The 24,422-nt window shown below is 40.0% G+C and carries 21 protein-coding genes; 4 read left to right on the forward strand and 17 right to left on the reverse strand.

The window, feature by feature from the left end:
• Positions 1-154: 154 nt before the first annotated feature.
• The 3 genes from AC1XUD_RS23935 to AC1XUD_RS23945 are packed head-to-tail and all read right to left on the reverse strand — an operon-like array spanning position 155 to position 2,669.
• Positions 155-1,357, reverse strand: a complete 1,203-nt coding sequence (locus AC1XUD_RS23935) for a hypothetical protein (protein ID WP_483363564.1) — start codon at positions 1,355-1,357, stop codon at positions 155-157.
• Between the two features lie 14 nt (positions 1,358-1,371).
• Positions 1,372-2,043 (reverse strand): hypothetical protein, encoded by a 672-nt coding sequence (locus AC1XUD_RS23940; RefSeq protein ID WP_483363565.1) that lies wholly within the window; start codon positions 2,041-2,043, stop codon positions 1,372-1,374.
• A gap of 56 nt (positions 2,044-2,099) precedes the next feature.
• The gene (locus AC1XUD_RS23945) at positions 2,100-2,669 is read right to left on the reverse strand and encodes an RNA polymerase sigma-70 factor (protein WP_483363566.1); all 570 of its coding nucleotides are present in this window, start codon (positions 2,667-2,669) and stop codon (positions 2,100-2,102) included.
• Between the two features lie 238 nt (positions 2,670-2,907).
• Between AC1XUD_RS23945 and AC1XUD_RS23950 the strand changes: the two genes are divergently transcribed.
• The 4 genes from AC1XUD_RS23950 (at position 2,908) to AC1XUD_RS23965 (ending at position 7,992) form a co-directional block, all read left to right on the forward strand.
• Positions 2,908-3,204, forward strand: a complete 297-nt coding sequence (locus AC1XUD_RS23950) for a Dabb family protein (protein ID WP_483363567.1) — start codon at positions 2,908-2,910, stop codon at positions 3,202-3,204.
• 165 nt (positions 3,205-3,369) lie between these two features.
• Positions 3,370-5,946, forward strand: a complete 2,577-nt coding sequence (locus AC1XUD_RS23955) for a TonB-dependent receptor (RefSeq protein WP_483363568.1) — start codon at positions 3,370-3,372, stop codon at positions 5,944-5,946.
• Positions 5,947-5,992: 46 nt separating this feature from the next.
• Positions 5,993-6,706 carry an outer membrane lipoprotein-sorting protein gene (locus AC1XUD_RS23960; RefSeq protein ID WP_483363569.1) on the forward strand — a complete coding sequence of 238 codons (714 nt, stop codon included), beginning with the start codon at positions 5,993-5,995 and terminating at the stop codon, positions 6,704-6,706.
• Between the two features lie 815 nt (positions 6,707-7,521).
• The gene (locus AC1XUD_RS23965) at positions 7,522-7,992 is read left to right on the forward strand and encodes a hypothetical protein (RefSeq protein WP_483363570.1); all 471 of its coding nucleotides are present in this window, start codon (positions 7,522-7,524) and stop codon (positions 7,990-7,992) included.
• A gap of 85 nt (positions 7,993-8,077) precedes the next feature.
• On the opposite strand, the gene rfbD is transcribed toward AC1XUD_RS23965, so the two are convergent.
• From rfbD to AC1XUD_RS24035, 14 genes are all read right to left on the reverse strand, one after another.
• A complete protein-coding gene (rfbD, locus tag AC1XUD_RS23970; RefSeq protein WP_483363571.1) occupies positions 8,078-8,938 on the reverse strand; it encodes a dTDP-4-dehydrorhamnose reductase in 861 nt (286 codons plus the stop codon).
• A 335-nt stretch (positions 8,939-9,273) separates the two neighbouring features.
• Entirely contained in the window at positions 9,274-10,404 is a 1,131-nt protein-coding gene (locus AC1XUD_RS23975; RefSeq protein ID WP_483363572.1) for a YjbH domain-containing protein, read from the reverse strand.
• Positions 10,394-11,224 carry a YjbH domain-containing protein gene (locus AC1XUD_RS23980; protein WP_483363573.1) on the reverse strand — a complete coding sequence of 277 codons (831 nt, stop codon included), beginning with the start codon at positions 11,222-11,224 and terminating at the stop codon, positions 10,394-10,396. Before AC1XUD_RS23980 ends, AC1XUD_RS23975 begins: the two co-directional genes overlap by 11 nt.
• A 6-nt stretch (positions 11,225-11,230) precedes the next feature.
• Positions 11,231-12,262, reverse strand: coding sequence for a hypothetical protein (locus AC1XUD_RS23985; RefSeq protein ID WP_483363574.1), 1,032 nt, complete (start codon positions 12,260-12,262; stop codon positions 11,231-11,233).
• A gap of 172 nt (positions 12,263-12,434) precedes the next feature.
• Complete coding sequence (locus tag AC1XUD_RS23990) at positions 12,435-13,802, reverse strand: sugar transferase (protein ID WP_483363575.1); 1,368 nt, start codon at positions 13,800-13,802, stop codon at positions 12,435-12,437.
• 508 nt (positions 13,803-14,310) lie between these two features.
• Positions 14,311-15,168, reverse strand: a complete 858-nt coding sequence (gene rfbA / locus AC1XUD_RS23995; RefSeq protein ID WP_483363576.1) for a glucose-1-phosphate thymidylyltransferase RfbA — start codon at positions 15,166-15,168, stop codon at positions 14,311-14,313.
• A gap of 72 nt (positions 15,169-15,240) precedes the next feature.
• Positions 15,241-16,311 (reverse strand): dTDP-glucose 4,6-dehydratase, encoded by a 1,071-nt coding sequence (gene rfbB / locus AC1XUD_RS24000; RefSeq protein WP_483363577.1) that lies wholly within the window; start codon positions 16,309-16,311, stop codon positions 15,241-15,243.
• A gap of 144 nt (positions 16,312-16,455) precedes the next feature.
• Entirely contained in the window at positions 16,456-17,007 is a 552-nt protein-coding gene (gene rfbC, locus AC1XUD_RS24005) for a dTDP-4-dehydrorhamnose 3,5-epimerase (protein ID WP_483363578.1), read from the reverse strand.
• Between the two features lie 42 nt (positions 17,008-17,049).
• The gene (locus tag AC1XUD_RS24010) at positions 17,050-18,945 is read right to left on the reverse strand and encodes an acyltransferase family protein (RefSeq protein ID WP_483363579.1); all 1,896 of its coding nucleotides are present in this window, start codon (positions 18,943-18,945) and stop codon (positions 17,050-17,052) included.
• Between the two features lie 30 nt (positions 18,946-18,975).
• Positions 18,976-20,115 carry a DUF1972 domain-containing protein gene (locus AC1XUD_RS24015; protein WP_483363580.1) on the reverse strand — a complete coding sequence of 380 codons (1,140 nt, stop codon included), beginning with the start codon at positions 20,113-20,115 and terminating at the stop codon, positions 18,976-18,978.
• 12 nt (positions 20,116-20,127) lie between these two features.
• Positions 20,128-21,198, reverse strand: coding sequence for a glycoside hydrolase family 99-like domain-containing protein (locus tag AC1XUD_RS24020; protein WP_483363581.1), 1,071 nt, complete (start codon positions 21,196-21,198; stop codon positions 20,128-20,130).
• A 34-nt stretch (positions 21,199-21,232) separates the two neighbouring features.
• Positions 21,233-22,327 (reverse strand): glycosyltransferase family 4 protein, encoded by a 1,095-nt coding sequence (locus tag AC1XUD_RS24025; protein ID WP_483363582.1) that lies wholly within the window; start codon positions 22,325-22,327, stop codon positions 21,233-21,235.
• 11 nt (positions 22,328-22,338) lie between these two features.
• Complete coding sequence (locus AC1XUD_RS24030) at positions 22,339-23,106, reverse strand: glycosyltransferase family 2 protein (RefSeq protein WP_483363583.1); 768 nt, start codon at positions 23,104-23,106, stop codon at positions 22,339-22,341.
• Positions 23,075-24,418 (reverse strand): O-antigen ligase family protein, encoded by a 1,344-nt coding sequence (locus AC1XUD_RS24035; protein WP_483363584.1) that lies wholly within the window; start codon positions 24,416-24,418, stop codon positions 23,075-23,077. The genes AC1XUD_RS24030 and AC1XUD_RS24035 overlap by 32 nt, the downstream gene beginning before the upstream one ends.
• Positions 24,419-24,422 lie beyond the last annotated feature (4 nt).

Genomic DNA, 24,422 nt, shown 5'->3' on the forward strand with positions numbered 1-24,422 from the left:
TATCTTATAATGTTGGGAAATTCAGGAAGGCATATCTCTACCACCCTCCGAAGGAAGTAGTAGCATAAAGCGGGACTGACCGAATGTCGGATGGAAGAAAAATTAAAAAAAAATCAAGAATATTATGTCGAGAGACTTTTTTACGGATTTCGCCTTAATTCAGGCGTTCCATGCGTAGGATATAGTCGAGATCTCCCGCGAGATGTAAGGCCCTTTTGACTTCGCCTGATTTTGGATTTAACGTCCAGATGAAATTGTCGTTCTTGCCATTAACAGATATATAGACCTTGCCGTTGTCCAACAATACGCAACTTCTGGAGGTGCCTTTATCAAGCGGTAAATCCAGTTTGGTGACCTTTTTTGACGATATATCGAACATGAAAAAGTCAAACTGGTACACTTTGTAATGATCTGACATTCCTTTAAACTGCTCTTTTCTTTCGCTTCGAATGATCGCCTTTCCATTACCGATATACCACATTCCGTATGCATGATTGTGAATAGGAGAATCTGAAATGTTAAAGAAAAAGGTGCTGTCTATAACGTTTTGCCCGTCTTTAATTCGGTATATCGCTGTAGGTTTTTCGGGTTTGTTGCCCAACGCAATACCGGGGCTTGCCATAAAATAGAAATCCTTTTTTTCGTCGGAAAAGGTATTTGGTTGCTCGGTATTCAGACTTCCGGGATAAGTCGAGCGGGTGTCTTTGCTGGTGCGAATCGGTTTTAGGCTGTTGTAATCCAGGGTGGTGACGTACAGTGTGTCGCTGCTGGTAAAGTCATTTGGTTTGAGTATATGATAAGTATATCCCAGGTAAAGCAGATTGTCCCGGACGAGTGAAAAGCCAATCGACATGGAGTTAAAACCATTTCGCGGTAATGGAAGTGGCAGAAGGCCCTTCTCGGCCTTCATCGTTTCGGACTGCACTTTGGCGTAATTCAGTTTGTTGATTTTTTGATTATAACTTATTAATAGAATTTCATTATTATTAATCCAGTTGAAATTGTCAAGAAAATTAAATCCGTCAAGCTTTACAGAATCTACTGGAGTAAATTTTTGATTTTCAATAGTATACTTTACAAAATGAGCTGACTTCCGGTTTAATTGATAGTAAAAGTTATCCTTCACAATCAGGTCATACCAGATTGGTTTGGCGAAAAGTTTCACTCCTGTGTCTATTGGTCTGATTGCGCCGGTATCTAATTGATCGACCTGATTGATATATTCACGGCCATCCTTGGCCATGGAAAGTAAACTATATTTATTTTTTTCGGTTGAAGATTTGTCCCGGCATGCTGAGAAGATGACGAGAGAGAAGAGGAAGAATATATAAGTAACGTGCAGACTTTTTGATGGCATGAATTGGAAAATTATCAAATGTTGAACTGATCCATTAATTGCCTTTTCAGCAACGGTGGTAACTCCATCAGTGCATTTTCATTCATAATGATCAGTTCGTTTTTTTGCTCATTCAAATAGTTTAGGGCAATATAAGTTTCGCCTTTCTTGAACCCAATTTGTTTGGAGTTAACTGTTTTGCTGGTACATATATCCTTGAACGACAGTTTGATATCTTTGCTCGGGCTAAATTTCATCGTACCACAAAAATTGACTACGCCGGTGGACGAGTTAACACGGACATTGCTTTCAGGACCGAGTGAAATTGTGAAATCGCGCGCCAGAATTTCCTGATTAGCTGTGGCAGAATGATTGGTGGAATTGATAATGGATGCGGCAGTTTTTTGATACCCGTTATCTTCATTATTCAATACATAATACGAGAGACAAACTAAAAACGACGCCGCGACGGCTCCGCTCCAGATAAATTTCCTTGAGATTAGATTAGCCCAGTGTTTCTGGTTAGAAGGCAAAATCGATGAAACTTCCTGCCACATATCCTCTTTTAACGCATCTTTATCAAGATTTTCGGGAAATTTATTGGCGGGGATATCATCATTCATCAGCCAATGTTCCACCTGCACCATTTCTGTTGGTGTACATTTTCCATCATGATATTTTTCGATAAGCTCCTTGCTTACAGGCATACAGCTGGCTGACTATGAATAATTGTGGCTCGTAAATGTAAAAGTAGCACAACTAATCAAAACCCGAAGTAGGAGGAAAGTAAAATCATTAAAGAATATTCCGTTAAGCCGGATTTGAGTGAAGTGAGGGCGCGTGAAATGTGGTATTCAACAGCTCTTTCCGATATCATCAGCGAGCCTGCGATTTCTTTATTTGAAAGGCCTTGTTCACGGCTCATTTTGAATACTTTCCGACATTGTGTCGGCAAGATCTCGACGAGCGAGCCCAGTTTATCCAATAATCCATTGAAGCTGACATCATTTTCCGTAACATTCAGATGCCTCGGCTGTGTATTACCAATTTCGGTGAGGTGAAGCTGGCGTGTCTTTTTGTTACGGATATATTCAAAAACCTTCAGTTTTGCAGATCGTAATAAATAATGTTCAACGGATTGTGTGATTTCCAGTTCATCTTTGCGTTCCCACAGGGATTTGAATATTTCCTGTACCATGCCTTTGCTCACTTCCACGTCTCTCAAGTTGGCATAACAAACACCGTATACCTTGTCCCAGTAGGCATTATAAATTTCCTTGAACGAGCTTTCGCTGATTTTAAACGAATGGCTAGGTTTTTCCTGGTTGTACATACACTTGTCCTACCTAAGATTGAGCTGGCAAATATAAGTTTTTATTTATATCTAGTCCAAATAATACTAAAATATCACGAGAAAGGATGTGATCTGCTTAGAAGGATATCGCTATTTTTTTCGTGGAAATGTTGTTAGCGCGTATTTATGAAAAGGAAATTGTCTGGAATGTTCGTTGAAATAGATTGCAAATCCGAAAACTGTATATATTTGATATCAACAACTACTCACATTCAACATGATATTCCATTCTGTTTTTTTCAAATTGAATCACGCACAAGGGTCGCAGGAAGAATCGAGCTTTTTCGAGGCGGCCAGAAATTTATCCTCTCTTCCCGGCGTTCTGAATTTTCAGGTATTGAAGCAAACCAGTTTAAAAAACAACTTTGAATATGGTTTACTGATGGTATTTGCGGACCAGCAACAGTATGACGAGTATTCAACTCATCCAGATCATATACGATTCATTGATGAGTTCTGGCTCAAAGATGTGGCAGACTTTTTGGAAATTGATTATGAGAAGCTGAGTGCTTAATGATCATAATGCTGAATCTATGCCCGATGAAATAGTGGAAGGGACTTTTACGTCCATCTTGTAATACCTTGTATCCATCCTTAGTATTTCTCCCTTTATCATATTTCCTTTTAAATAAATAGAATTTCGTAACAGTTTTGGGACGTTAATTATAATCCCATGACGATGAGAACAATTCTCCTAACTATTATTTTTTTGGTATCCTGCACCCTGGGGAGTGCATATGCACAGTTTCCTGGCGTATCGGGAGCAGCCAAACCCAAAGCTCTTCCAGGCACGGCAGGTGATCAGACTCCAAAGGGAAATGGAAAAATTTCCGGTACAATCACCGATTCAACATCTTCAAAGGGAATCGAATTTGCCAGTATAGCACTTTTTAACAAAACTACCGGCCAAGCTGTCGACGGAACTGTCGCTGATGACAAAGGGAAATTTGAACTTAATAAAGTAGCCGATGGCAAATTTAAGCTTCTGATTTCTTTCATCGGATATAACGACAAAACAATCGATAACATCGAAATCCAAAAGGGTCAGAAGATTGACCTTGGAAATGTATTGCTCGGCTCCAACGTGAAACAGTTGAATGAGGTAACGGTAACCGGCCAATCTTCATTGATTGAGGAAAAGGTGGACAGATTGGTATACAATGCAGAAAAGGACATTACGGCTAAAGGTGGTGATGCGACCGATATTTTACGTAAAGTACCGCTTTTGACGGTCGATCTGGATGGAAATGTTTCTTTACGAGGAAGTCAGAGCATCAAGGTATTGATCAATAATAAGCCTAGTACGATTCTTGCCAATAGTGTTGCCGATGCGTTGAAGCAGATTCCGGCCGATCAGATTAAGTCAGTTGAGGTAATTACCAGCCCGTCTGCGAAATATGATGCAGAAGGTTCGGGCGGTATTATCAATATCATAACCAAAAAGAACAGCTTGCAGGGATTAAATCTTAACGTGGATGCCGGTGTTGGAAACCGTGGCTCAATGCTCTCGCTGAACGGAAGTTACAGAAAGGGTAAAGCGGGTTTTAATATTGGAGGATTCGGAAGAGGAATATACAATACAAGGACCTTGACGACTTTGGATCAAACAAGTACTGCTTTCGATACAGAGACAAACAAGGATGTGACCACACTGACACAACAGGTAGGTGATGGCAAAAGTCATGGTCTTTTTGGGAACTACAATCTGGGTTTCGATTATGATATTTCAAAAAAGCAAAGTTTGACGGCAGGTGTAAAATACGGTGTACGGAATTTTACAAACCAACAGGATCTGGTTACCAGAATGTATAACAACGGCACCCTGGGTAGTACAAGCGGCAGAAATGTAGATACGGACAACCTTTCGGGAACTGTCGATGTCAATGTTGATTACTTGCATACATTCAAGCCGCAACAAGAGTGGAGTATCTCGACGCTTTACAGTCGCACAGATCTTACAAATGATTTTGATGCAGCCATTATGGGTGGGAGCGGAATTATGAATAGTCGCCAGAGAAATTTGAATGGGAACCTGAATCAGGAATTTACAATTCAAACCGATTATCAGACTCCGATCAAGAAAAACCAGTTGCTGGAATTTGGTGCCAAAGCTATTTTGAGGAAGGTAGATAGCGATTATAGCTATTTGATCGCGGAACCAACGGGGGATTATAAACCGGATGCGAATCAACCTGCCGGCGATTTATTATACCATCAGAATATCGCGGCTGCTTATACCTCATACACCTATACAACCAAGAAACGGCTGACGTTAAAAGGTGGTTTGCGTTACGAGCATACTTTTATTGACGCGAGTTCAAAGGCAGGTGGAAATCTTGGTGTAGGCAATTACCCTGTATTGGTTCCAAGTATTAATGCATCCAAAACAATCAAAGGAACGACCTTTAAATTGGGTTATAACCGCCGAATTCAAAGACCGGGGTTGCAGCAATTGAACCCGAACGTTAACCAGTCGAATCCGCAAAATATTTCGGTAGGTAACCCTGAATTGAAACCGGAACTGACCAACAATTTTGAATTGGGATTGAGTAAAAATATAAAGAAGGCATATGTAAATGCGACATTTTTTGGCAGGATAACAAACAATGCAATCAGCCAGGTAAGGATGCCATCTGACACCATAGTGGGTGCAATTGTTACCAAATTTGAAAACATCGGAAAGCAGCATGCATATGGTGTGAATTTGTTCACTAATATTGCGGCGACTTCGAAAATTAATGTCGGTGTTTTTGCCAATGTATTTTATTCAAGATTGACCGGCCAAGGCACTAATAAGGAAGGGTTGTCGGAGGAAATAACACACGCGGGGATGAACGTAAGTGGCGGTGTATTCTCGCAGGCAACTTTCAAAAACGGTTGGGGAGCACAGGCTTTTGGTTTTATGCAGGGAAATACCATTCAGCTGCAGGGTAATCAGGGAGGTTTTGGCTTTTATACAGTTGGGGTTAAAAAGGAGTTTAAAAACAAAAAAGGAAGTGTAGGACTTGCGGGTGAAAATTTCTTCAGTGCGAGATATAAGATAAAAACGGAACTCAACTCTGCCCAATTTAACCAGATTAATAATGTATATCTTTATAATAGAGGTGTTAGGTTGACATTCACCTATAAAATTGGAAAGATGACGATGGATGCGCCGAAGAGAAAGGCGAAAGGGGTGAATAATGACGATGTGAAGAGCGACGGAGGGCAGCAGCAAACAGGTGGCGGAGGAGGAGGAGCGCCCGCAAGACAATAATTCTATTGAACTCTGTATAAATCTTAAAACTAAATCAACCAAACAAATGAGAAGAAATAAAGTAATGCTCATGGCCGTCGCTGGCTTGTTTTCCCTAAATTCTTTTGGGCAAACTGTTGACGAAATTGTCGAAAAAAATATCGCCGCGACAGGTGGTGTAGAAAAGCTTAAGTCTGTCACAAATATTGTAACAGAGCGATCGCTTAGTGTCTCCGGAATGGAAATACCTACTGTAACTACCCTCGTAGTTGGCAAACAACTAAGGACCGAATCTACTGTAATGGGTAATTCGATGGTGCAGGTTGTAGATGGAACAACAGGATGGATGATTATGCCAACCATGATGGGAGGAACGGGAGAACCCGCTGATATGCCGGAGGATCAGGTTAAACAACAGCTTGGCCAAATGGATCCGTTTCCAATGGTGGATTATAAATCCAAAGGAAGTTCTATCGAACTAGTAGGTAAAGAGCTTTTGGATAAAAAAGATGTTTTTCATCTTAAATTTAAAGATAAAGACGGTAAAGTAGCAGACGAATATCTGGACGCGAATACCTACCTTCTGACAAAAATTAAAATGGACGTAGGTGGTCAGGAAGCAGAGATCAATTTTTCAGATTATAAAGCGGTGGATGGCATTCAGCTTCCTTACTCAATGGATATGACAAATCCGCAAATGGGTGTGCTTACGTTTGTTACAACAAGTGTAAAAGTAAATACAAAAGTAGACGATAATATATTTCAGAGACCTAAGAAATAATGTCTGTCTTTATATTGAGAAGGGAGCAAGAAATTGCTCCCTTTTTTTGTTGATATAGTTTGCGCAGCGCGAAAGTAGCACAATCTAATGTCAGAAAAAGACGTCGTATAAGGCGGGTAGAGCCGACGGTAAGATAGAGCGCAGCGATATGATTGCGCTTAAATTGAAATTATACCGGACTTCAGTTTTTTGGCAGAGGTTGATTGGATCCTAAGTATCTCAATGTTAACAGTATAACTACCCTAATGTTAATTGAATATTTTCGCTATGTAACCGTTAATTTGTTTTTTTATCGGTAGGGTAAGTCTCTTGTCTATTCAATTAGATCTTAATTCTTTAGCGAGGGAAATTTAAATCAGATGTAAAAGGAAATCGTATATTGCTTAATATTAATGCGACATTTTTTCTCAATAAGTGGTGACAAATTAGGGAGCAATTAATTAAAATTTATAGGTGAAATTAGTCGCTCAGAGGTTTATTAATATGTGTGTCCATTGCTATTTAGCCTTGTTTTTGAACTTAATTGTCGTCAATTTTTTAAATAATTGCCTCAATATTTAAATTATCTGTGCTTTTTAGACATATATGCGATTGCTCTGCAAAAGACCTTGAAAAGTTATAATTGTTTGAAAATCAATTATATATTTGTAATATTGTCCCTCTGATTTGCCAGAGTTGCCTAAGTTCTGTGCATTGGTTATATATAAAAAGAGAATTGTTGATAATTGAACAACAAATTGCACTACTCTATATAATTTCATTTGTTAAATTATTACTAAGTTTGTAAAAATTTAGTATAACCCATTTTACTTATTATGAAAACTAAGGCAATAAGATTTTTCTCTCCTGAGGAAAATCTGGAAAAAACGGAGAAGGTTGCTGAAAAAGCTAAACCAACTGGCTATATTTCCGTAAGCGGAAAAATAGTTCTTCCAACAAAAACGTTGGAGGAAACTGGAATTAACCCGGAGAATACCAAGTTCAGAATTGGTACTCAGGAGGGGAAAAGAAAGTTGAAAGCACTTTATCTGGTACCAGATAGCTCAGATGCTGGTGACACATTTGAAGTTGTAAGGAGTGGTCGGGGATACGTGATTCCTCTTGCGCTTATTCTAAAAAAAGGTGGAATTGATTTTAGCAATTCTAAAGTGATCTTCACTATTGCTTCTTTTGAATATGCTGAAGGTGTCACAGGCTTCGAACTTGAATTTACCAATTCCGAAGAAAAGCCGGAATACACTGGTAAGAAAAGAGGCCGGAAACCCAAGGCGGTTTTGGCTGAATAGTAAAGCCCTGAGAACATAAAGAACCCCGGATGTATCTATCAAGGATATTCCGGGGTTCTTTCTTATGAAATCTAAGGAAATTCTCTTACACCGTAGTAAGATTGCCAATGCAAGTTTCCAGGCTGTCGCGCCAGTACGGAATCTGAATAGCGAATGTGCTTTTGAGTTTGGACTTATCCATCACGGAATAAGCCGGTCTTACCGCTTTCGTGATATACTCCGAGGTTTTTACAGGATTTAACTTCACAGTCGTATTGCTTATATCAAATACGGCTTTGGCGAAGTCATACCAACTGGTAACACCTTCGTTGCTGTAATGATAAACACCATATGCTGTGCTGCCAGATTCGATAATTTCGAGCACAGCGTCGGCTAAGTCGATCGCGTAGGTAGGTGAACCGGTTTGGTCAATAATAACACCTAATTCATCGCGCTCTTTACCCAATCTCAACATCGTTTTTACAAAGTTGTTCCCATGTTCGGAGTATAACCAGCTGGTGCGTACAATAAAATGCTCGGGAAGGATGGAGGCAATTGCCTGCTCGCCTTCCAGCTTTGTTAATCCATATATATTTTCAGGTGTCGCTTCATCTGTTTCTTTCAACAAGGCAGGAACGTTACCTTTAAAAACAAAGTCCGTGGATATATGGACGAACGCAGCTCCGTGATTTTTGCATGCTTCGGCCACGTACGCGGCTCCGTCTCTGTTAACTTTTCTACAGATATCCTGCTCGTCCTCTGCTTTGTCTACAGCGGTATATGCGGCGCAGTTAATCACATAATTCGGAAGCGTTTCTTTGAAAAGCGTATCAAGCTTTTGTGGGTCCAATATATTCCCGTCTTGCTCTGACGGAAACAGGATTTCGAGATTGGGTCTTGACTCAGCAACTATTTTCAGGCATGTTCCCAACTGCCCGGATGCACCTAGAACTACAACTTTGGTCATATAGTGATAATGATGATATATGTCAAATATAGCGACATATCTGAATGAGTAACAAATAAAAGAGGTCTGCCGACGTACGAGCCAGCAGACCTCTTATTTATAAATAGCGTTGAGTAAATTTATTTGCCAAATTTCTTAGATTATATGTCTATTACTCACTCAAGAGTCCGACCCATAGGTCTTACAGGATAAAATATGTATAGTGCAAAAAAAGCTAATTAATTTGGTTTTACAATATTTTCTCTAAATTAAATTTGTACTAATTGACAAAAAGGGGAAGCAGTCTTCTGTTTGAGTGATTTTTACCAAATTTAGCTTTAAAAAAGCGTATTATTTTACAAATCCTTGGCCTGCGAATTCAAATAAGCTTGATGATACTGTCGAAGCTTTTGGTCCAGCTGGTACCCAACACGGTACCTTTCGCCAATATTGTATCCCCGTGTATAGGTATATTCCCATTTGAATTCATCCGTAGTCCTCAGCCGCGCATTGTTTCCCTGCAATATTTTCCCGGGCGGGATGGGTATGGCAAAGTTGAAACCCACAGTTGAACCGTTTACAGTCTTCGTAGCATAAACCCCCACTTCGATGTTTGTGAATTGACGTATCATTTCAAATCGCGCGCCTTTGTCCTTCCAGAGGAACTGGCCTCCCGACAATTTTAACGTAATGTTATGCTTGTCAAGACGATAAGCGACGTCGCCCAATAATAACAATTGGTTGATGTCTTCATAATATATGCCGCCCTTGGGATAGTAGTAGAAACCAGTCATCCCTGCTTCGAGCCCATACGACCATTTTTTTGAAAGATCAGCATGGCGGTACTGCACGTTAATACCATATTGATCATTGCTAAAGAAGCCTAAAGATGCACTCAGGAAGTTGTTGCCAGATGCGTAAAACTGATTCAGGAATGATGGTGCGGGGCGAATGTTCTTTGGCCGACCATCCAGATCATTTGTTATTGGGAATAATATACCTGTCTGAAATGTGAGTCCGGGAAGGATATATAATTTCGTTTCTATCGCTACACTGGTATTGCTTTCGACCGGCTTGTCCAGATTCCCAAACTGCGCGGCAAAATAGGGCTGGATCCATAAATCAAGCTTATACTTGTTGAAATGCATCGGAAAGCGATTCGATTTGAAATAGTCCTTCAACTCTTTCCGGGATAGCGGGGAATAACGGACTTCCTCATTATAGTCATATTTCCCGACCGGTGTTCCCTGGAAAAGCGGAACGTAAGCAAGACTGGTGTCTGGCGCCACCATTCGTTTTGCTTCGAATATGCCTATAAACGGATTTCTGTAGATTCTTTGTTCATAAAATACATTTCCTCCAATTACTTTAAAATTTTCAACGCTTTTTCTGATCCTTTCGGGAGCATGGCGGTCATCTTTTTTTTGTCCAAGGCATGTGCTGAAACAGAGGATTGTCAGCATTCCGGAAATTATACTATTTCTCATTTGATTGCTGCTTAATACGTCGCGAAGGTTTCAGCAACGAAAATGAATAAGATGTTCCAAACGTGATCTGGTCAAAGTTCAAGAGCCCGGCCTGGACTGTCCAACTCTTAAACAAAGTGCCGAATAAACCAACATTGATGTTTTGGGAATCGTATTCTGCCATAATCCCTCCCCAATTTTTGTAACGGATTAATGCTCCGCCGAAAGGTCCCTGTAGATAGTGGTTATGGTATTCGTCGTCGCTTTTGTGCTGCCATTTAAAGTTTGAAAGGATACTCGAATTGGCATTGTTTTTTTCGTCGCGGTAGAGGTAATATGGGCTTCCATATCCAATATTCGCTTCTAACTTAAGGTTGCTGCTAAGTTGAAAAGATTTGGTAGCAACCAGCGCATGCGTGAGCATCGCTCCATCGATCGTGAAAGGTGTTGTGATAATGACGGCGAGAGATGGTGCATATTTCTTCTCTTTAAGAATCAGATACCGCAGGTCCAACTGGCGATCACCAATTCCACTTTTGACCTTGCGTCTATCGGTGCTGATGGGTTGTAAAAGGTTTACATTCAGTTCCAGGCGAGGCAGTATTGTGACTGTTGCAAATAGCACTCTCTCCGGGTTACGAGTTCTCCTCCTAAGCGAATAGTCAATAGGCACGTAATTATAACCAAACCGGAATAGACCATCGTCCACGGCAATTGCATTAGGCGTGAAAATCAGACCTGGTTTTCCGGAGTTATTGACCTGTGAAAAGGTCTCGGACGCATATAACAGCAAAAGGAAGGATAGCAACACGCTACCCTTCCAATTATCAATAAATGTCATCACTTATTAGTTACCGCTTCCTTGGTTGTGGCAACTTAGGATAAGCGCTTCCTTTATTTCTGTTGCTGAAGCAAGCGCAGTTGCATAAGCTGCTTCAACTTTTGCAGTGTTTGATGCTTTGGCAGCAGCAGCAGCATTAGTATATGCTGTAGTTTTTGCAGCACAAGCAGCAGTATCAGCTATTTGCAGATTGTTAATTGTGCTTAGGTAACCAAGCAACTGAATATTAACCAATGCTTTTAATAGAGCATAACGAGCACCTAATAACCCTTGAGCAGCATCAAGTACAGAATTTGCAGTTGCAGCGATTTGCATTGCAGCAGTACGAAGCGCATCATATTTAGGGCCGACAGCTGCAACACATTGTGTTTCCTGAACAGCAAGAGGCGCAACAGCGTCTGTGTAAGCCTGGTTAATTTTAGTGATGAAACCAGCTTTGGTTGCATCCAGTTTCGCTTTAGAAGTTGCGAAAGCAGCCTCGGCTTTTGCAATACAGTTATCATCAACTGTAATTCCTTCAACAGCCTCAACTGATTTACCTGATCCTGTACGAGCACCGGAGATTTGTACGCCTCCCACTGATGGAAGAGTAAACGTAGGCAAGTAAGCTTTAAGGGCAGGATCGTTTGCGACCTTGTCCAGAATGGCTTTGAGGCCAGCAGGCAATGCACCACCTTCAGATACATTAGCAATCGTTTCGGCAGAAACACTGTTCAGTGTTGCAATTTCTGACGCAGAGAGAGCAGCGGAAACTTCGTCAGCAGAAGCTGAGACGGCTGGAGTTACAGTTCCACTAGCCAATTGACTTAATCCGGAGGTTACTTCTGCGCTCTTTGCAGAAACCTCAACAGATGATTCTTTTACTTCCACCGCTGCAGGCTGGTCATAAGTAGGTTCTACTACGTCCAGGTTCTTCAGTTCTTCGGTCTTTTCTGTGTCCGGTTCTGACGGGAACTTGTCATCGTCATCCTTGCAGTTAAACATAACCGCAGACAGGAGCATACAGAGTGTCAAAACTCTTAGTGTACTTTTTTTCATTGTTAGTAATGGAAAATTGAATAATAGTTGTTAAAATTTTATTATGTGGATTGTTATCCGGATGAAGGGTTTTAAATAAACTGTGCCGAGACGGCACAGTCTATTTTTTAGCTTGTTTCAATTTCTAGTATGAATAAGACAGTTGATTTCTATTGTATTGTAAATGGTATGCTCATTGACCGCGACCTAACACCATTACCTGAACAGTTTTGAAGATTAGCATTACATCATCCATCACGCTGTAAGATTTGAGATACTGGAGGTCATATTTAAGTCTTTCGACGTTTTTTGCCACTGTATCTGCATATCCAACATTGATCTGGCCAATTGAAGTAATACCTGGTTTGACGGTTAACAATCTTTGGAAGTCATGTGGTTCAGCTTCCATCAGCATGTCCACATCGTATTTGAAAAGGGGACGAGGGCCAACTACTGACATATCTCCTTTGATTACATTATAAAATTGAGGCAACTCATCGAGGCGTGTTTTTCTCAAAATACGGCCTATTGAAGTGATGCGCGGATCATTGTCTCCTTGTGAATGCTGAAGACCCATTTTATCTGCATCTTGCACCATTGTTCTGAATTTGTAAATCTCAAATATTTGACCCCATCTTCCAGATCTTTTCTGGCGAAAGAAAACTGGGCCTGGCGATGAAATCTTAATGATAAGAATCAATAAAAGGAATAAAGGTGCACCAAGAATCATAACCGTACTTGAGAAAATCAAATCAAAAGCTCTCTTGAAAGTTTGCTCATTAACATTCGAGAATGGTTTCGTATTTACCTGGATAACCGGATATGCGTCATGGTATTCAATGGTCGCTTTGTTGGTCATAAAGCCACGGAAATCAGGTACCAATCTAATCTGGGTCCGTTGTCTCTCTCCCATACGGATCAGGTTTCTCACTTGATCATCGCTTAAATCAGACATGCAGCAATACACATAATCCAAGTTCTGTTGTCTCACCATCTGCTCCAGTCTTGTAATCTGGTCGCTACTGTTGCCAAAGCTCATGGCACCGCAGAAACGATAGCCAAGCTCTTTATGTGTGCTGTAAAATTCTCTAATCATGGTGGCCAGTTCACCGTGACCTACGATTGCGTAGCGATGAAAATTGTAACCTGCCTGACGATACATTTGCAGACCTATCACCGTTGCTGCCCGCGACAAAGTCGAGGCTGTTATAAAAAAGGTGTAAGTCAAAAGAAGTTGTGTTCTCGAATAATTCTCTCCCTGTTGAGTCAGATATAGAAACGCCATTACCATCGCTGCATGTAACACAGATGACTTTAATAGCTTCGCTATCTGAATATTGAATTGATAAGAAATTCTCGTGAACATATAAGTTTTCAGAGAATTCGTACACAATACCCATAGAAGGTTGGCGATCAGCAGCATATTGGTATATGCATTGCCCATCAAGCCAGGAAGTTCTTCGAATCTAAGATAATGTGCGGCGAGAAAGGAGACGTTCAGTAGGACGAGGTCTGTCCAGAGATGTACCTTCGGAAGAAGGCCTGCGAAACGATTTTTCATGTTTTAATAACGTTGAGTAAGGTACTACGATCTCCTGTTCGTTACAACAGAAGTGGAATTTTAGTGTTCTTTCCCATCTACTGCTGATCTTCTACAAGGATTGTCAAAATCGAAATTGTTGTAATCTGACTTGTAGAATATAAACTACGCAATATTAAGGTAAATCTTTTTAATAGACAAGTGAATTTAGTTCAAAAAAATGAATTTGTCACTAAATCATGCAAATTTATATAACATTTTTTTTGAAAGTACTAAATTATCTTCTTTTAGTTACATAACGAAGTTGTGCCATCGCATAAATTAATTACATAGAAATCATTTGAAGCACATTCTCTTATGGGATTAATATATTACATATTGGCTTAATCATATTCTTCATTTTGAGTAGATTAATCGATATCAATACTACACACTGAATAAAATAAGATCAAAGAAAATCCTTCTACTTAGAATAATAATAAAATAACTACAAATATGTAGGTGTTTTTAATTCGAAATTTCGAGTTCGTCAGACAAGTTTTTGAAGATATTTGCCATATCCACTTTTAATCAGTGGCTGGGCAATTTCCTGCAATTTTTCCTTCGAAATAAAGCCCATTCTGTATGCTACTTCTTCTACACAGCCGATCTTAAGTCCTTGTCGTTCTTCTATTACCTGAACGAATTGACCTGCTTGCATAAGCGATTCAAAAGTGCCCGTATCCAGCCATGCAGTACCTCTGTTAAGTACACCAACTTTGAGCTTGCCAGCTTCCAGATATTTTCTGTTGATATCTGTAATTTCCAATTCGCCTCGAGGTGAAGGTTCAATATTCCGCGCGATTTCGACTACGTCGTTATCATAGAAATATAAACCGGGAACCGCATAATTGGACTTGGGATTTAAGGGCTTCTCTTCTATCGACATGGCATTGAAATCTGCATCAAACTCTACCACTCCGTATCTCTCCGGATCGTGAACCTGATATGCATAAACTATGCCGCCATCCGGATCGTTGTTTTGCTGCAACAGCTTGGACAGTCCCGAACCATAAAAGATATTGTCGCCAAGGACAAGTGCTACCTTGTCTTTTCCTATAAAATCCGCGCCAATGATGAATGCCTGTGCCAGTCCATCGGGGCTCGGTTGTACAGCATAACTGAATTTGCAGCCTAACCGGGTTCCATCTCCCAACAATTTCTCAAAATGAGGGAGATCGTGAGGAGTTGATATAATTAATATCTCGTTGATACCAGCCAGCATTAATATGGAAAGCGGGTAATAAATCATCGGTTTGTCGTATACCGGCATCAGCTGCTTGCTCACAGCGAGGGTCAATGGATGCAAACGTGTGCCAGATCCTCCGGCCAATATAATTCCTTTCATTTTAAGTCGGATTGTTTGAATTTAACGTAAACGGCGGGCATTTGAGTTGGACCCGAAAATCGGCAACACCCGTTATCTCTCGGTATACATGCCCTCATAATATTTTTGATAGGCTCCTGATGTGACATTCTGAAGCCATTCCGTATTAGACAGGTACCACTCAACGGTTTTTTCCAATCCTTCCGCAAATTGCAGGGATGGCGTCCAGCCCAGCTCCTCTTTTAGTTTTGTCGCATCAATTGCATATCTGAGATCGTGCCCAGCCCGGTCGGTCACATAATGGATCAACTTTTCTGATGTGCCTGCCTCACGTCCCAATTTTTCGTCCATCGTTTTGCATAACAAAAGCACTAGGTCGATGTTTTTCCATTCATTGTGGCCACCGATATTATAAGTGTCGCCATTTTTACCATTGTGGAAAATGACGTCAATAGCTCTTGCATGATCTTCCACAAAAAGCCAGTCCCGGATATTTTCACCTTTACCATAAACAGGAAGAGGCTTGTTTTGAATGATATTATGGATCATCAACGGAATCAACTTTTCCGGGAAATGATTAGGCCCATAGTTATTTGAGCAATTTGATATCACAACAGGTAGCCGATACGTATTGTGGTAAGCACGTACGAAATGGTCAGACGAGGCCTTCGATGCGCTATATGGCGATCGCGGGTCGTACTTTGTGGTTTCCAGGAAAAACTCACCAGGGTCATGAAGTTCGCCATATACTTCATCCGTAGAAACGTGATAGAAGCGTTTTTCGGAAACACCATCGGCGTCTATAGCGTCTCGCCACGCCGTCTTTGTAGCATTCAAAAGATTTACGGTTCCGATGACATTGGTCAGCACAAAGGACATCGGATCGCTGATCGATCGGTCGACATGCGACTCGGCGGCGAGGTGAATGACACCGTCGAAATCATTTTCCGAGAATAATTGATATACAAAATCAGAGTCTGTGATATCGCCTTTAATGAATGAATAATTTGGCGCGTCCTCTATATCCAATAAGTTTTCGAGGTTGCCTGCGTAAGTAAGCGCGTCCAGATTACAGATCTGATATTGCGGATATTGTGTCACGAACCTGCGAACCACATGAGAGCCTATAAACCCGGCTCCGCCAGTAATAAGAATTTTTTTCATAAGAATTATATAATCGGGCCTTAGACATGAAGAGCCCCTATGAATGACAGTGACCAATTAAGTTAGAACATGCAAATGCATCTGCAGGAGCAAGTTGTCCTGTACGATAAGATGAGCATGATCTGTTGTTGTGGATGCAGTATATCAGATGCTTTTCAACACATCTTTATATAGCTCGCTGAATGTGGGAAGAATTTCGTCCTTCTCCGAAACAATCGGATTAGTAACTCCCCAGGGAATATTCAGAAAAGGATCGTTCCAATGAAGTCCACCTTCCGACGCTTTGTGATAAGGTGCCGTGCATTTATAGTGGAAAATGCTGTCTTCAATGGCCGTAAAACCGTGTGCAAAGCCAGCAGGAATATATACCATTGTGCCGCTTTCTGAATCCAGATCAAACAACTCATATTGGCCGAAAGTAGGGGAGTCTTCCCGCAAATCGAGAGCAATATCCACAACTCTTCCCTGGATCACGCGTACTAGTTTACCCTGGGCGTATGGCGCACGTTGAAAATGAAGACCGCGCACAACACCTTTCAAAGAGAAAGACTGATTGTCTTGTACAAATTCTTCTTCAAATCCCTGATTCTTCCAGGTTTGAGCATTAAAAGATTCGAAAAAATGACCCCGATCGTCGTAGAAGACATTAGGCGTAATCAGGACAACGTCCTTTAAAGTTGTGTTTGTAAATTTCATGATTCGTTGAGTAATACGTTAGATAGAATAGGGAGTTATATTTCAATTGACACTTTGTAAACTGACCAGGTCCAAATTGGACTTGTCGATAAATTTTTCAAAATTCTTATTCGAAAAAATATTCAGAATGATTCGGTCTGCGCCGTGTTTCGTAAAATGATTTTGGTCAAACATGTAAGGGACAAATTCTGGCGATAATTTTTCACTCGCACCAATATTGTAAATGTCGACGTACGATGAGCCTAATTGCTGGCTCAGAAACTCATTTATATTCTCTGCTTCTTTGGTTAGGTATTGATTGCTTATCGATACATTATATTGATATTCGCGTGCAACAATTGAAGGAAAAGGAATAGTATATGTTTCATTTTGACCGATGATAATAGACTTAATATGAAGTTTGTCTAAATAATCAATCGTTTCGTGTAGATCTTTATTCAAGCCAGCAAATCCATTTTTATTTACGTTGGACCAATTTGCACTTAAAATAACGCCGTCGATATATTCAGCATTTTTTGGCAAATAATTAGTATATATATAGTCGATAATTTCGTTACATCTCGTCTCTCCATTTTTCTTGACTGTAGGAAAGCAGCCACTCGCAGAAGCTTGAATCAAATGTATATTTTCCTTTTCAAGTGCCTCTCTTATCGACTGAGAAAAATGAGCAGCGTGGCTATCACCCAAAAGAAGTATATTCTTTTTGTTGGTTTGTATATCCAGGCAATATCTTGCACTGTAATCTTTTAACCCAGTTTGCTCACTTGATATAAAGCAGGAATCTGCCGACCCGAACTGCGCATTTTTCTCATCCTGATGAGTGTCCGAATATCCCGAAATTGCCAATGTATTTTCTTTGAAAAGCAATTTGTTTGGATTTGTAAATGTAAAGATCCCGGCAAGAAGGCAAAGCGAGGAAGTATAAATTAATATGTTTCTTCCATTAAATTTATAAGACTCAACGTACCTGAAGGAAATATATGACAGGGCAATAGAAATTGTAATTAACACGAGCGTAGTTATGGGGCCCTGATCGACGCCGAGATAATTGGCGAGTACATACACCGGCCAGTGCCACAGATACAATGAATACGAGAGTTTTCCGGCCCACTGCACTACATTGTTCTGCAAGATTTTAAAGTCGTTAAAATTAGATATGAGGATCAGGAAAGTTGCGAAAACCGGAAGCGAAGTGTAGAAGCCCGGCCATCTTAGATGACTGTTCAATAATGTTATACACAAGAATAGTGCAATGTAACTCGTAATAGCAATCGCCTTTTTTAACTGTTCGTTCTTCAAATCCATAAAGAAAACTGCGATTCCACCAGCGAGCATTTCCCATGATCGGGTTGGCAACAAATAAAAGGAAGCAGTCGGATCTTTTTTATTGTACCAGACCGATATAATAAAAATTACAAAAGTAAGGCCGCTAAATAAGAGCAGAAATTTATTTTTGTTTGAAGAAAAGAAGCGATAAAATAATGCAATAACAATAGGAAGTATTAAATAAAACTGCCACTCAACTGATAGCGACCAAGTGTGCAGCAAGACATTCGTTTCGGAAGAAGGATGGAAATAGTTACTGTCTTTCCAATACAAAATGTTTGAAATAAATAACAAACTCGCTGTTGCATTTTTGGTCAATACCTGATAATCATTCGGCAGATAAATAAAGAAGCCAATAATCAGCAGAGCGAGAATAAGTGCGAATAAGGCTGGCACTATCCGCTTTACTCTTTTCATATAAAACTCACCCAAAGAAAAGGTATTCGCCTCCAATGAATTCATGACAATTTTTGTCATTAGGAAACCAGAAATGACATAGAAAATGTCCACGCCTGCGAAACCTCCGTCAAGAAATGGAACTTTAAAGTGGAAAAGAACTACCCCAATAACGGCGATAGCCCGTAGAGCATTAATATCGTATCTGAATTTCATATTTTTTTAATTTGGCACATATCATCTTCACTACCCCATTAATTTCGCCTTTTCCGTATGTGCGTTATGCCCGAACTTTTTATCGTAAATAAATTTGAAATGATCCTCATACTGCTCGATGATTTTATTCCATTCATATAAGTTTCTTATTTTGTCCATATTGTTGTCAACAAATGGCAAATAATCTTTTTTGTAAATGGTTTCAATCACTAATTTAACTTCGTTGCTATTAGAAAAATAGAGCGCATCTTTTTCCAATATTGTAGAGTTAAACTCATTTTGATTGGCGCAAATCAAAGTCTGTGAAGCCATCGCCTCTAACAGGGATGGATTCGTGCCGCCAACAGAGTGTCCGTGGAAATATATGTTGGAATAATACCTTAAATTATTGAGCGCGTTGATATCATAAATTCCACCGACAAATCTTATATTTTCAAATTCTTTATACTTATTTTTAAGATATTCTCCATAAGTTGTCGCGTGTTTTCCAACCACCAGAAACGGTGCGCTCGACGAAGATTTAGATACGCCTTCCAAGATTGTATCCACGTTGTTTTCTGGTTCAAGCCTGGCTATTAACATGTTATAGCCATACGCTTTCAGACCATATTCAGTCAGGATAGAATCACTTGCATTTTCAAAAGGAAAGGCACCATATGGGATATAGGTAGAATCGGTTCCGTATTCCTTGCGCAGATAACTCTGAATTCCAAGGGAATCTGCGATCCAATAGTCACTGAAAACTGTGCCGAGATATTCTGCCTTTTTCAAAAAAGCCCTGACCGGTTTTGAATATTTCGTTCGTTTCCATTCAAGACCGTCCATATTGGTCGTCACGATACTCTTTTTTCTCGGTAAAAGCCAGCCCCAAACAGTGCTGCTGGTATAGCCTAATTGTAAAATGATATCGAAATTTTGGGTACGGGTGTGACGAATGCAGTTCAGATCATATACGAACTGTCCTGCTGTTCCCCATTTATCCTCAGGGTCGTTGCAATGCACAAGTTTTACACCATTCCATTCTGATTCCTGGTATGGGTGAGAATGCGAATTATACACCGTAATATCATGGCCGCGTTCTACCAATCCCTTCGCCAGGTATTCAGCAAATTGTTCAAAGCCTCCATAGTGATTTGGAATTCCCCGGGTACCTATTATGGCGATTTTCATTTGATATTTTTATTATTTTTCGTTGAGTCCTGCTTTTAATCCCTCTAGTAAACTATTTTTTGAAGCTTTGGTGGGCGTAAGCCATGCTCCTTCTCCATATTCATTCCAGGCATATAATATTGCAATATTCTCCTTGCACAAATGGGATCGGTTGTTGACCATCCAATGCTTATAGGAAATAATGGATTCTTTAACAGATTCGCCTGAGAATCCTGAAAACCTCCTTGAAACTTTCGAGCTTTTGTTCCAGGGACGCTTATCCCAATTAAGCGTAATTGCCGGTATAATCGGTTTGTTCCACTGTGAAAGAATCTGATTCCAAACGTTTTCTTCCGTAGAACGCATATTGTCTATTGGCATCACTTCGTCCTGGTTGGCAGCAAGGCCATAACTTGCATAATTATATCCCGTTATTATATCGACCTTACAATTGATTGCCATTTTAATTGAGGCAGGTTTTGATCCAAAAACTGCCGCGATTGTGACACCCGGTAATCCCTCGCGAACAGCCATTTTTTTCAGATCGTCAAATTTTTCAACCACCTTATTGGTCGACCCAAACGATTTAACCAGAGAAGGCATATCAAAGAAAGTAAGCAACGGCTTTCCATTCGCTTGTAAATAGTTATCGCTCTTGAAAATTTTTATCCAGTAACGACAAAGCGAATCCCAGTTATCGGGGTTAATGGCATATTGGCCATTGTTGACGATGAGAATAGAAAACTCGAGTTTATTTCTGTTTTTAGCATTTTGAAATAACTGCAATGCATTATTTTTTGGATCCGATCCCAAGACACCAACTGGAGAATCTTTGTCGTTATACCAGCAAAAATTGAAAAAGTCGATTCCTGCAGCATTTGCCAAATCTATCTGCTGTTCCATAATTTCTGGCGTGCTTGTAATCCAGCCCCACTCGGGCTCTCTTTCAGGAAATGACTTTACTAATTTATCTGAAATATGGTAAGTCTTTCCTGTCCATCCATCAAAATAGTAAGCTCCTAATTTTATGGGTTCGTTTTGAGCAGGTTTACCAGAAACAAATAGCGTTGCCAGAAATATTAGGGAACATATTAATTTTGTCATTTTGAATGATTTAAATTGAAGTGTATTTTGTGAATTAAAATACACTTTCAAGCTGTTTGTGAAGCTTGTCGACAGAGAATTTATCCAAAAATATTTTTCTGGATTCCTCTCCATGTTTTTCCAAAAGTTGGCGATCGGCCAGGTATTCTTTTAAATATGTGATAAATGAATTTTGATCGTTTGGGGGGAATAGAAATCCATTCACGTTGTGTTCCACTATTTCAGGTAGTCCACCATGATTTGCCGCAATTACCGGTTTGCCTATACTCATAGCTTCAATGGCAATTCTTCCAAATGGTTCAGGTTTTATCGACGGAACGACGAGTAAATCGCAGTTTTGATATTCCGAAGAAGGATCTTCTGTGAATTCCACAAATTCAATTTGAGATGTCAGGCCCAGATCTCGAGTGAGCTGTTTCAGGTCAACGAGAATATTTTCATTTCCTGCTGCCGTACTTCCAACAATTCTGAGCGAAATATTTTTATTGCCGAGTGCAGCAATTGACCGTATTACGAATTCCTGCCCTTTCCACGGATTGATACGACCTATTACCAATATCTTTAATGGAGTACTGTTCGTTACGGAATCTTCGGCCGACTTTTTTATAAATTCATATCCTTCAAACGCATTGTGGATAACCATACTATTCTCAAACTTCTCAAAACTTTCCTTTGTGGAATATGAATTGAAAATTACAAGTGCATTCGATTTTTTGATAAAACTCGAAAGTACTTTACTTAGCCATGGGGCAGGAATTTCTCTTATATGAATTATTTTTTTAACGTTTATGAAGGGAGCTATCGCATAGAAGTCAAGAATTACCGACGTATTTGCGTACACTATATCATACTTGTTCATGAAAGCCTTCTTTTTATTAAAAGAAAGCAATGGAAAAATGATTTTGTGCCACTGTAATTTTTTCAAATATGTCTTACTTAAAAGGGACATATCCTCAAACTTAACATCCACATCCAGTTTTTGAAGTTCGAGTACCAACGGGCCTGTTCTTGGTAAAATGACAGTGATTAATTCAAATTTTCCGGAGAATTTCAAATACTCGACTACTTGTAAGAAGCTTCTGTCTGAACCGTATAGGTCAGCGCTTTGGTGCAGGCAAAGAATACGCATTTGGATATAGTTTATCGTTTGAGATAAGCATTAATACCAATTCTTCTAAGGGTTTTGCGAGCCGTAAATTTGGAATATACCCAGACCGCATTTTTGTATGCTAAGAACGGAGAATATCCTCCCGTTTTTATGGCTGCAATGCAGTGCTCCTTAATTCCAATTAAGCCATCGCTGATCCCGCCTTCTTGCATCACAACGGTTATTTCGTTCATGAAGCCACTTGATAGCGTGTCTTTTGGCCGTAATAAAAGTTCGAAATCCCCGGCACTTCGATAAGACGAGTCGAATACACCATATTTTTCGAAAAGTTTTTTTGAGTGCAGAGAACCTGGATGAGCTATCGTCGTTTCCTTTAGAAATTTCGGCCATTCCCAACTCCAGCCCTTGACACGAATGGGGTTGTTGTTTTCATCAACCATTTGCATGCGGGAAGAAACATACAGCAGATTATCTCTATCCGGATGTTGCTTTATAAAGGCCTCGTATTTATCGATCGCTCCTGGTAGCAATCTGTCGTCCGCTCCCAAAAACATGATCCAGTCGCCAGTCGCTTTTTTGATTCCTTTATTCCACGCATCATAAATCCCCTTATCAGGCTCACTAACCGAATAACTGATATACTTTTTAAAGCGCTGTATAATTTCCAGAGTACTGTCTTTTGATCCTCCGTCTATCAGAATGAGTTCGTAATCGCCGGAGGTGCCTTCAACAACACTTGACAGTGCTCGTTCCAAATACTTTTCAGCATTATACGTGGCTATAATAATTGAGTATTTCATCTTTACGTTTAACGTTGTCTCTTGTATTGATTTTGTTCATTCCCAGGCCTAATATCAGCCACCAAAAGTAAATGAAAGGCATTCCGTAAGGATTGATTGAAACAAAACTTACAACCAAAGCGGCAAGGGAGATACCGATTGCCAACGAGGCAAAAGGTGATAATTTCTGCGAATCGGCAACTCTAAGTAAAGATATGATTCGAAGATGCAGGAGAATTAAGGTAATCAAGCCAAGAATACCCAGCTCGTATGCGTTGTTTAAAAAAGCAGATTCAACGAAGAATTCTGTATTTTGAGTCCTGTTATCGGTAGTGGCCAGCCCATGGCCGAAAGGTTCCTCCTGTAATTTATCTAGTCCTCTTTGTAAAATACTCCCACGCGCCGCTGCACTTGCTTCCTTCCCGGAAACTGAAGCTTCGAAGATGTCGGATACTTTGGGCACAAAAACTATTACCGAAAACACCACAATGAAAAATGCTGTTACACCTGCAAATACGATTTTTGGGTTAAACGATATACTTTTGGTAACCACTAAATAGAAAAGTGTAATTACCGAGATCACCCAACCCGCCCGTGAAAATGAGAATATAAGGCATATACCCAGCATAATCGCTGTTATAGTAGTGAACATTTTTACCTTGGATGAAACCCGAAGTTTTTCCTTAGCATATAGTTGGTAGATACATATACAGAATGCAAAAGAACAGTATAACCCAAAGTCGTTTGGCCCGCTGAATAACCCAGACATTCTTTCAAAACCCATGATCCTGGCGGACACGGTTCGATATTGAATATAACCCGAACTGTCGATAAAATCGATCGACCCTTTCAGCGTGGAAATGAATTGATTGAAGAAAAACTGCTGCAGGAAACCTCCGCACGCTGTCAGAAAAGCGCCAATAACAAAGGATAAGAATATTCCTTTTGCCTGTTCTTTATCAATGGCCGTTTTAGATATCGCAAGGAAAAGCAAGATCGTAAATATATGGTCACGCAACTTTGCTAATGCCTCACCATAATTTTTTGCGACAACAAAATAAAGTAAAGTTAGAAGAACATAAAACCCCATTACTGTAACCAGTTTGGGATTTATAATTGATTTTCCTGCTTTGATAAGTTTCAATATCAGGAAAATAACGGCAAGTTCCTTCCAAAAGGCAAATAAAGAACCTCCACCAAAATAGTAAAAAAGGGAATTTTTAACAAATAAGTGAAAAGGAAGCAGCAGAACTAGCACCCTTGTAAGGTTATATGAACTGGTAAGAAACAGATACAAAACCAGTATACCAAAAAGTGCAATTTCTACTATCATAACG

Source organism: Dyadobacter sp. HNCC25DJ184, from assembly GCF_056895215.1.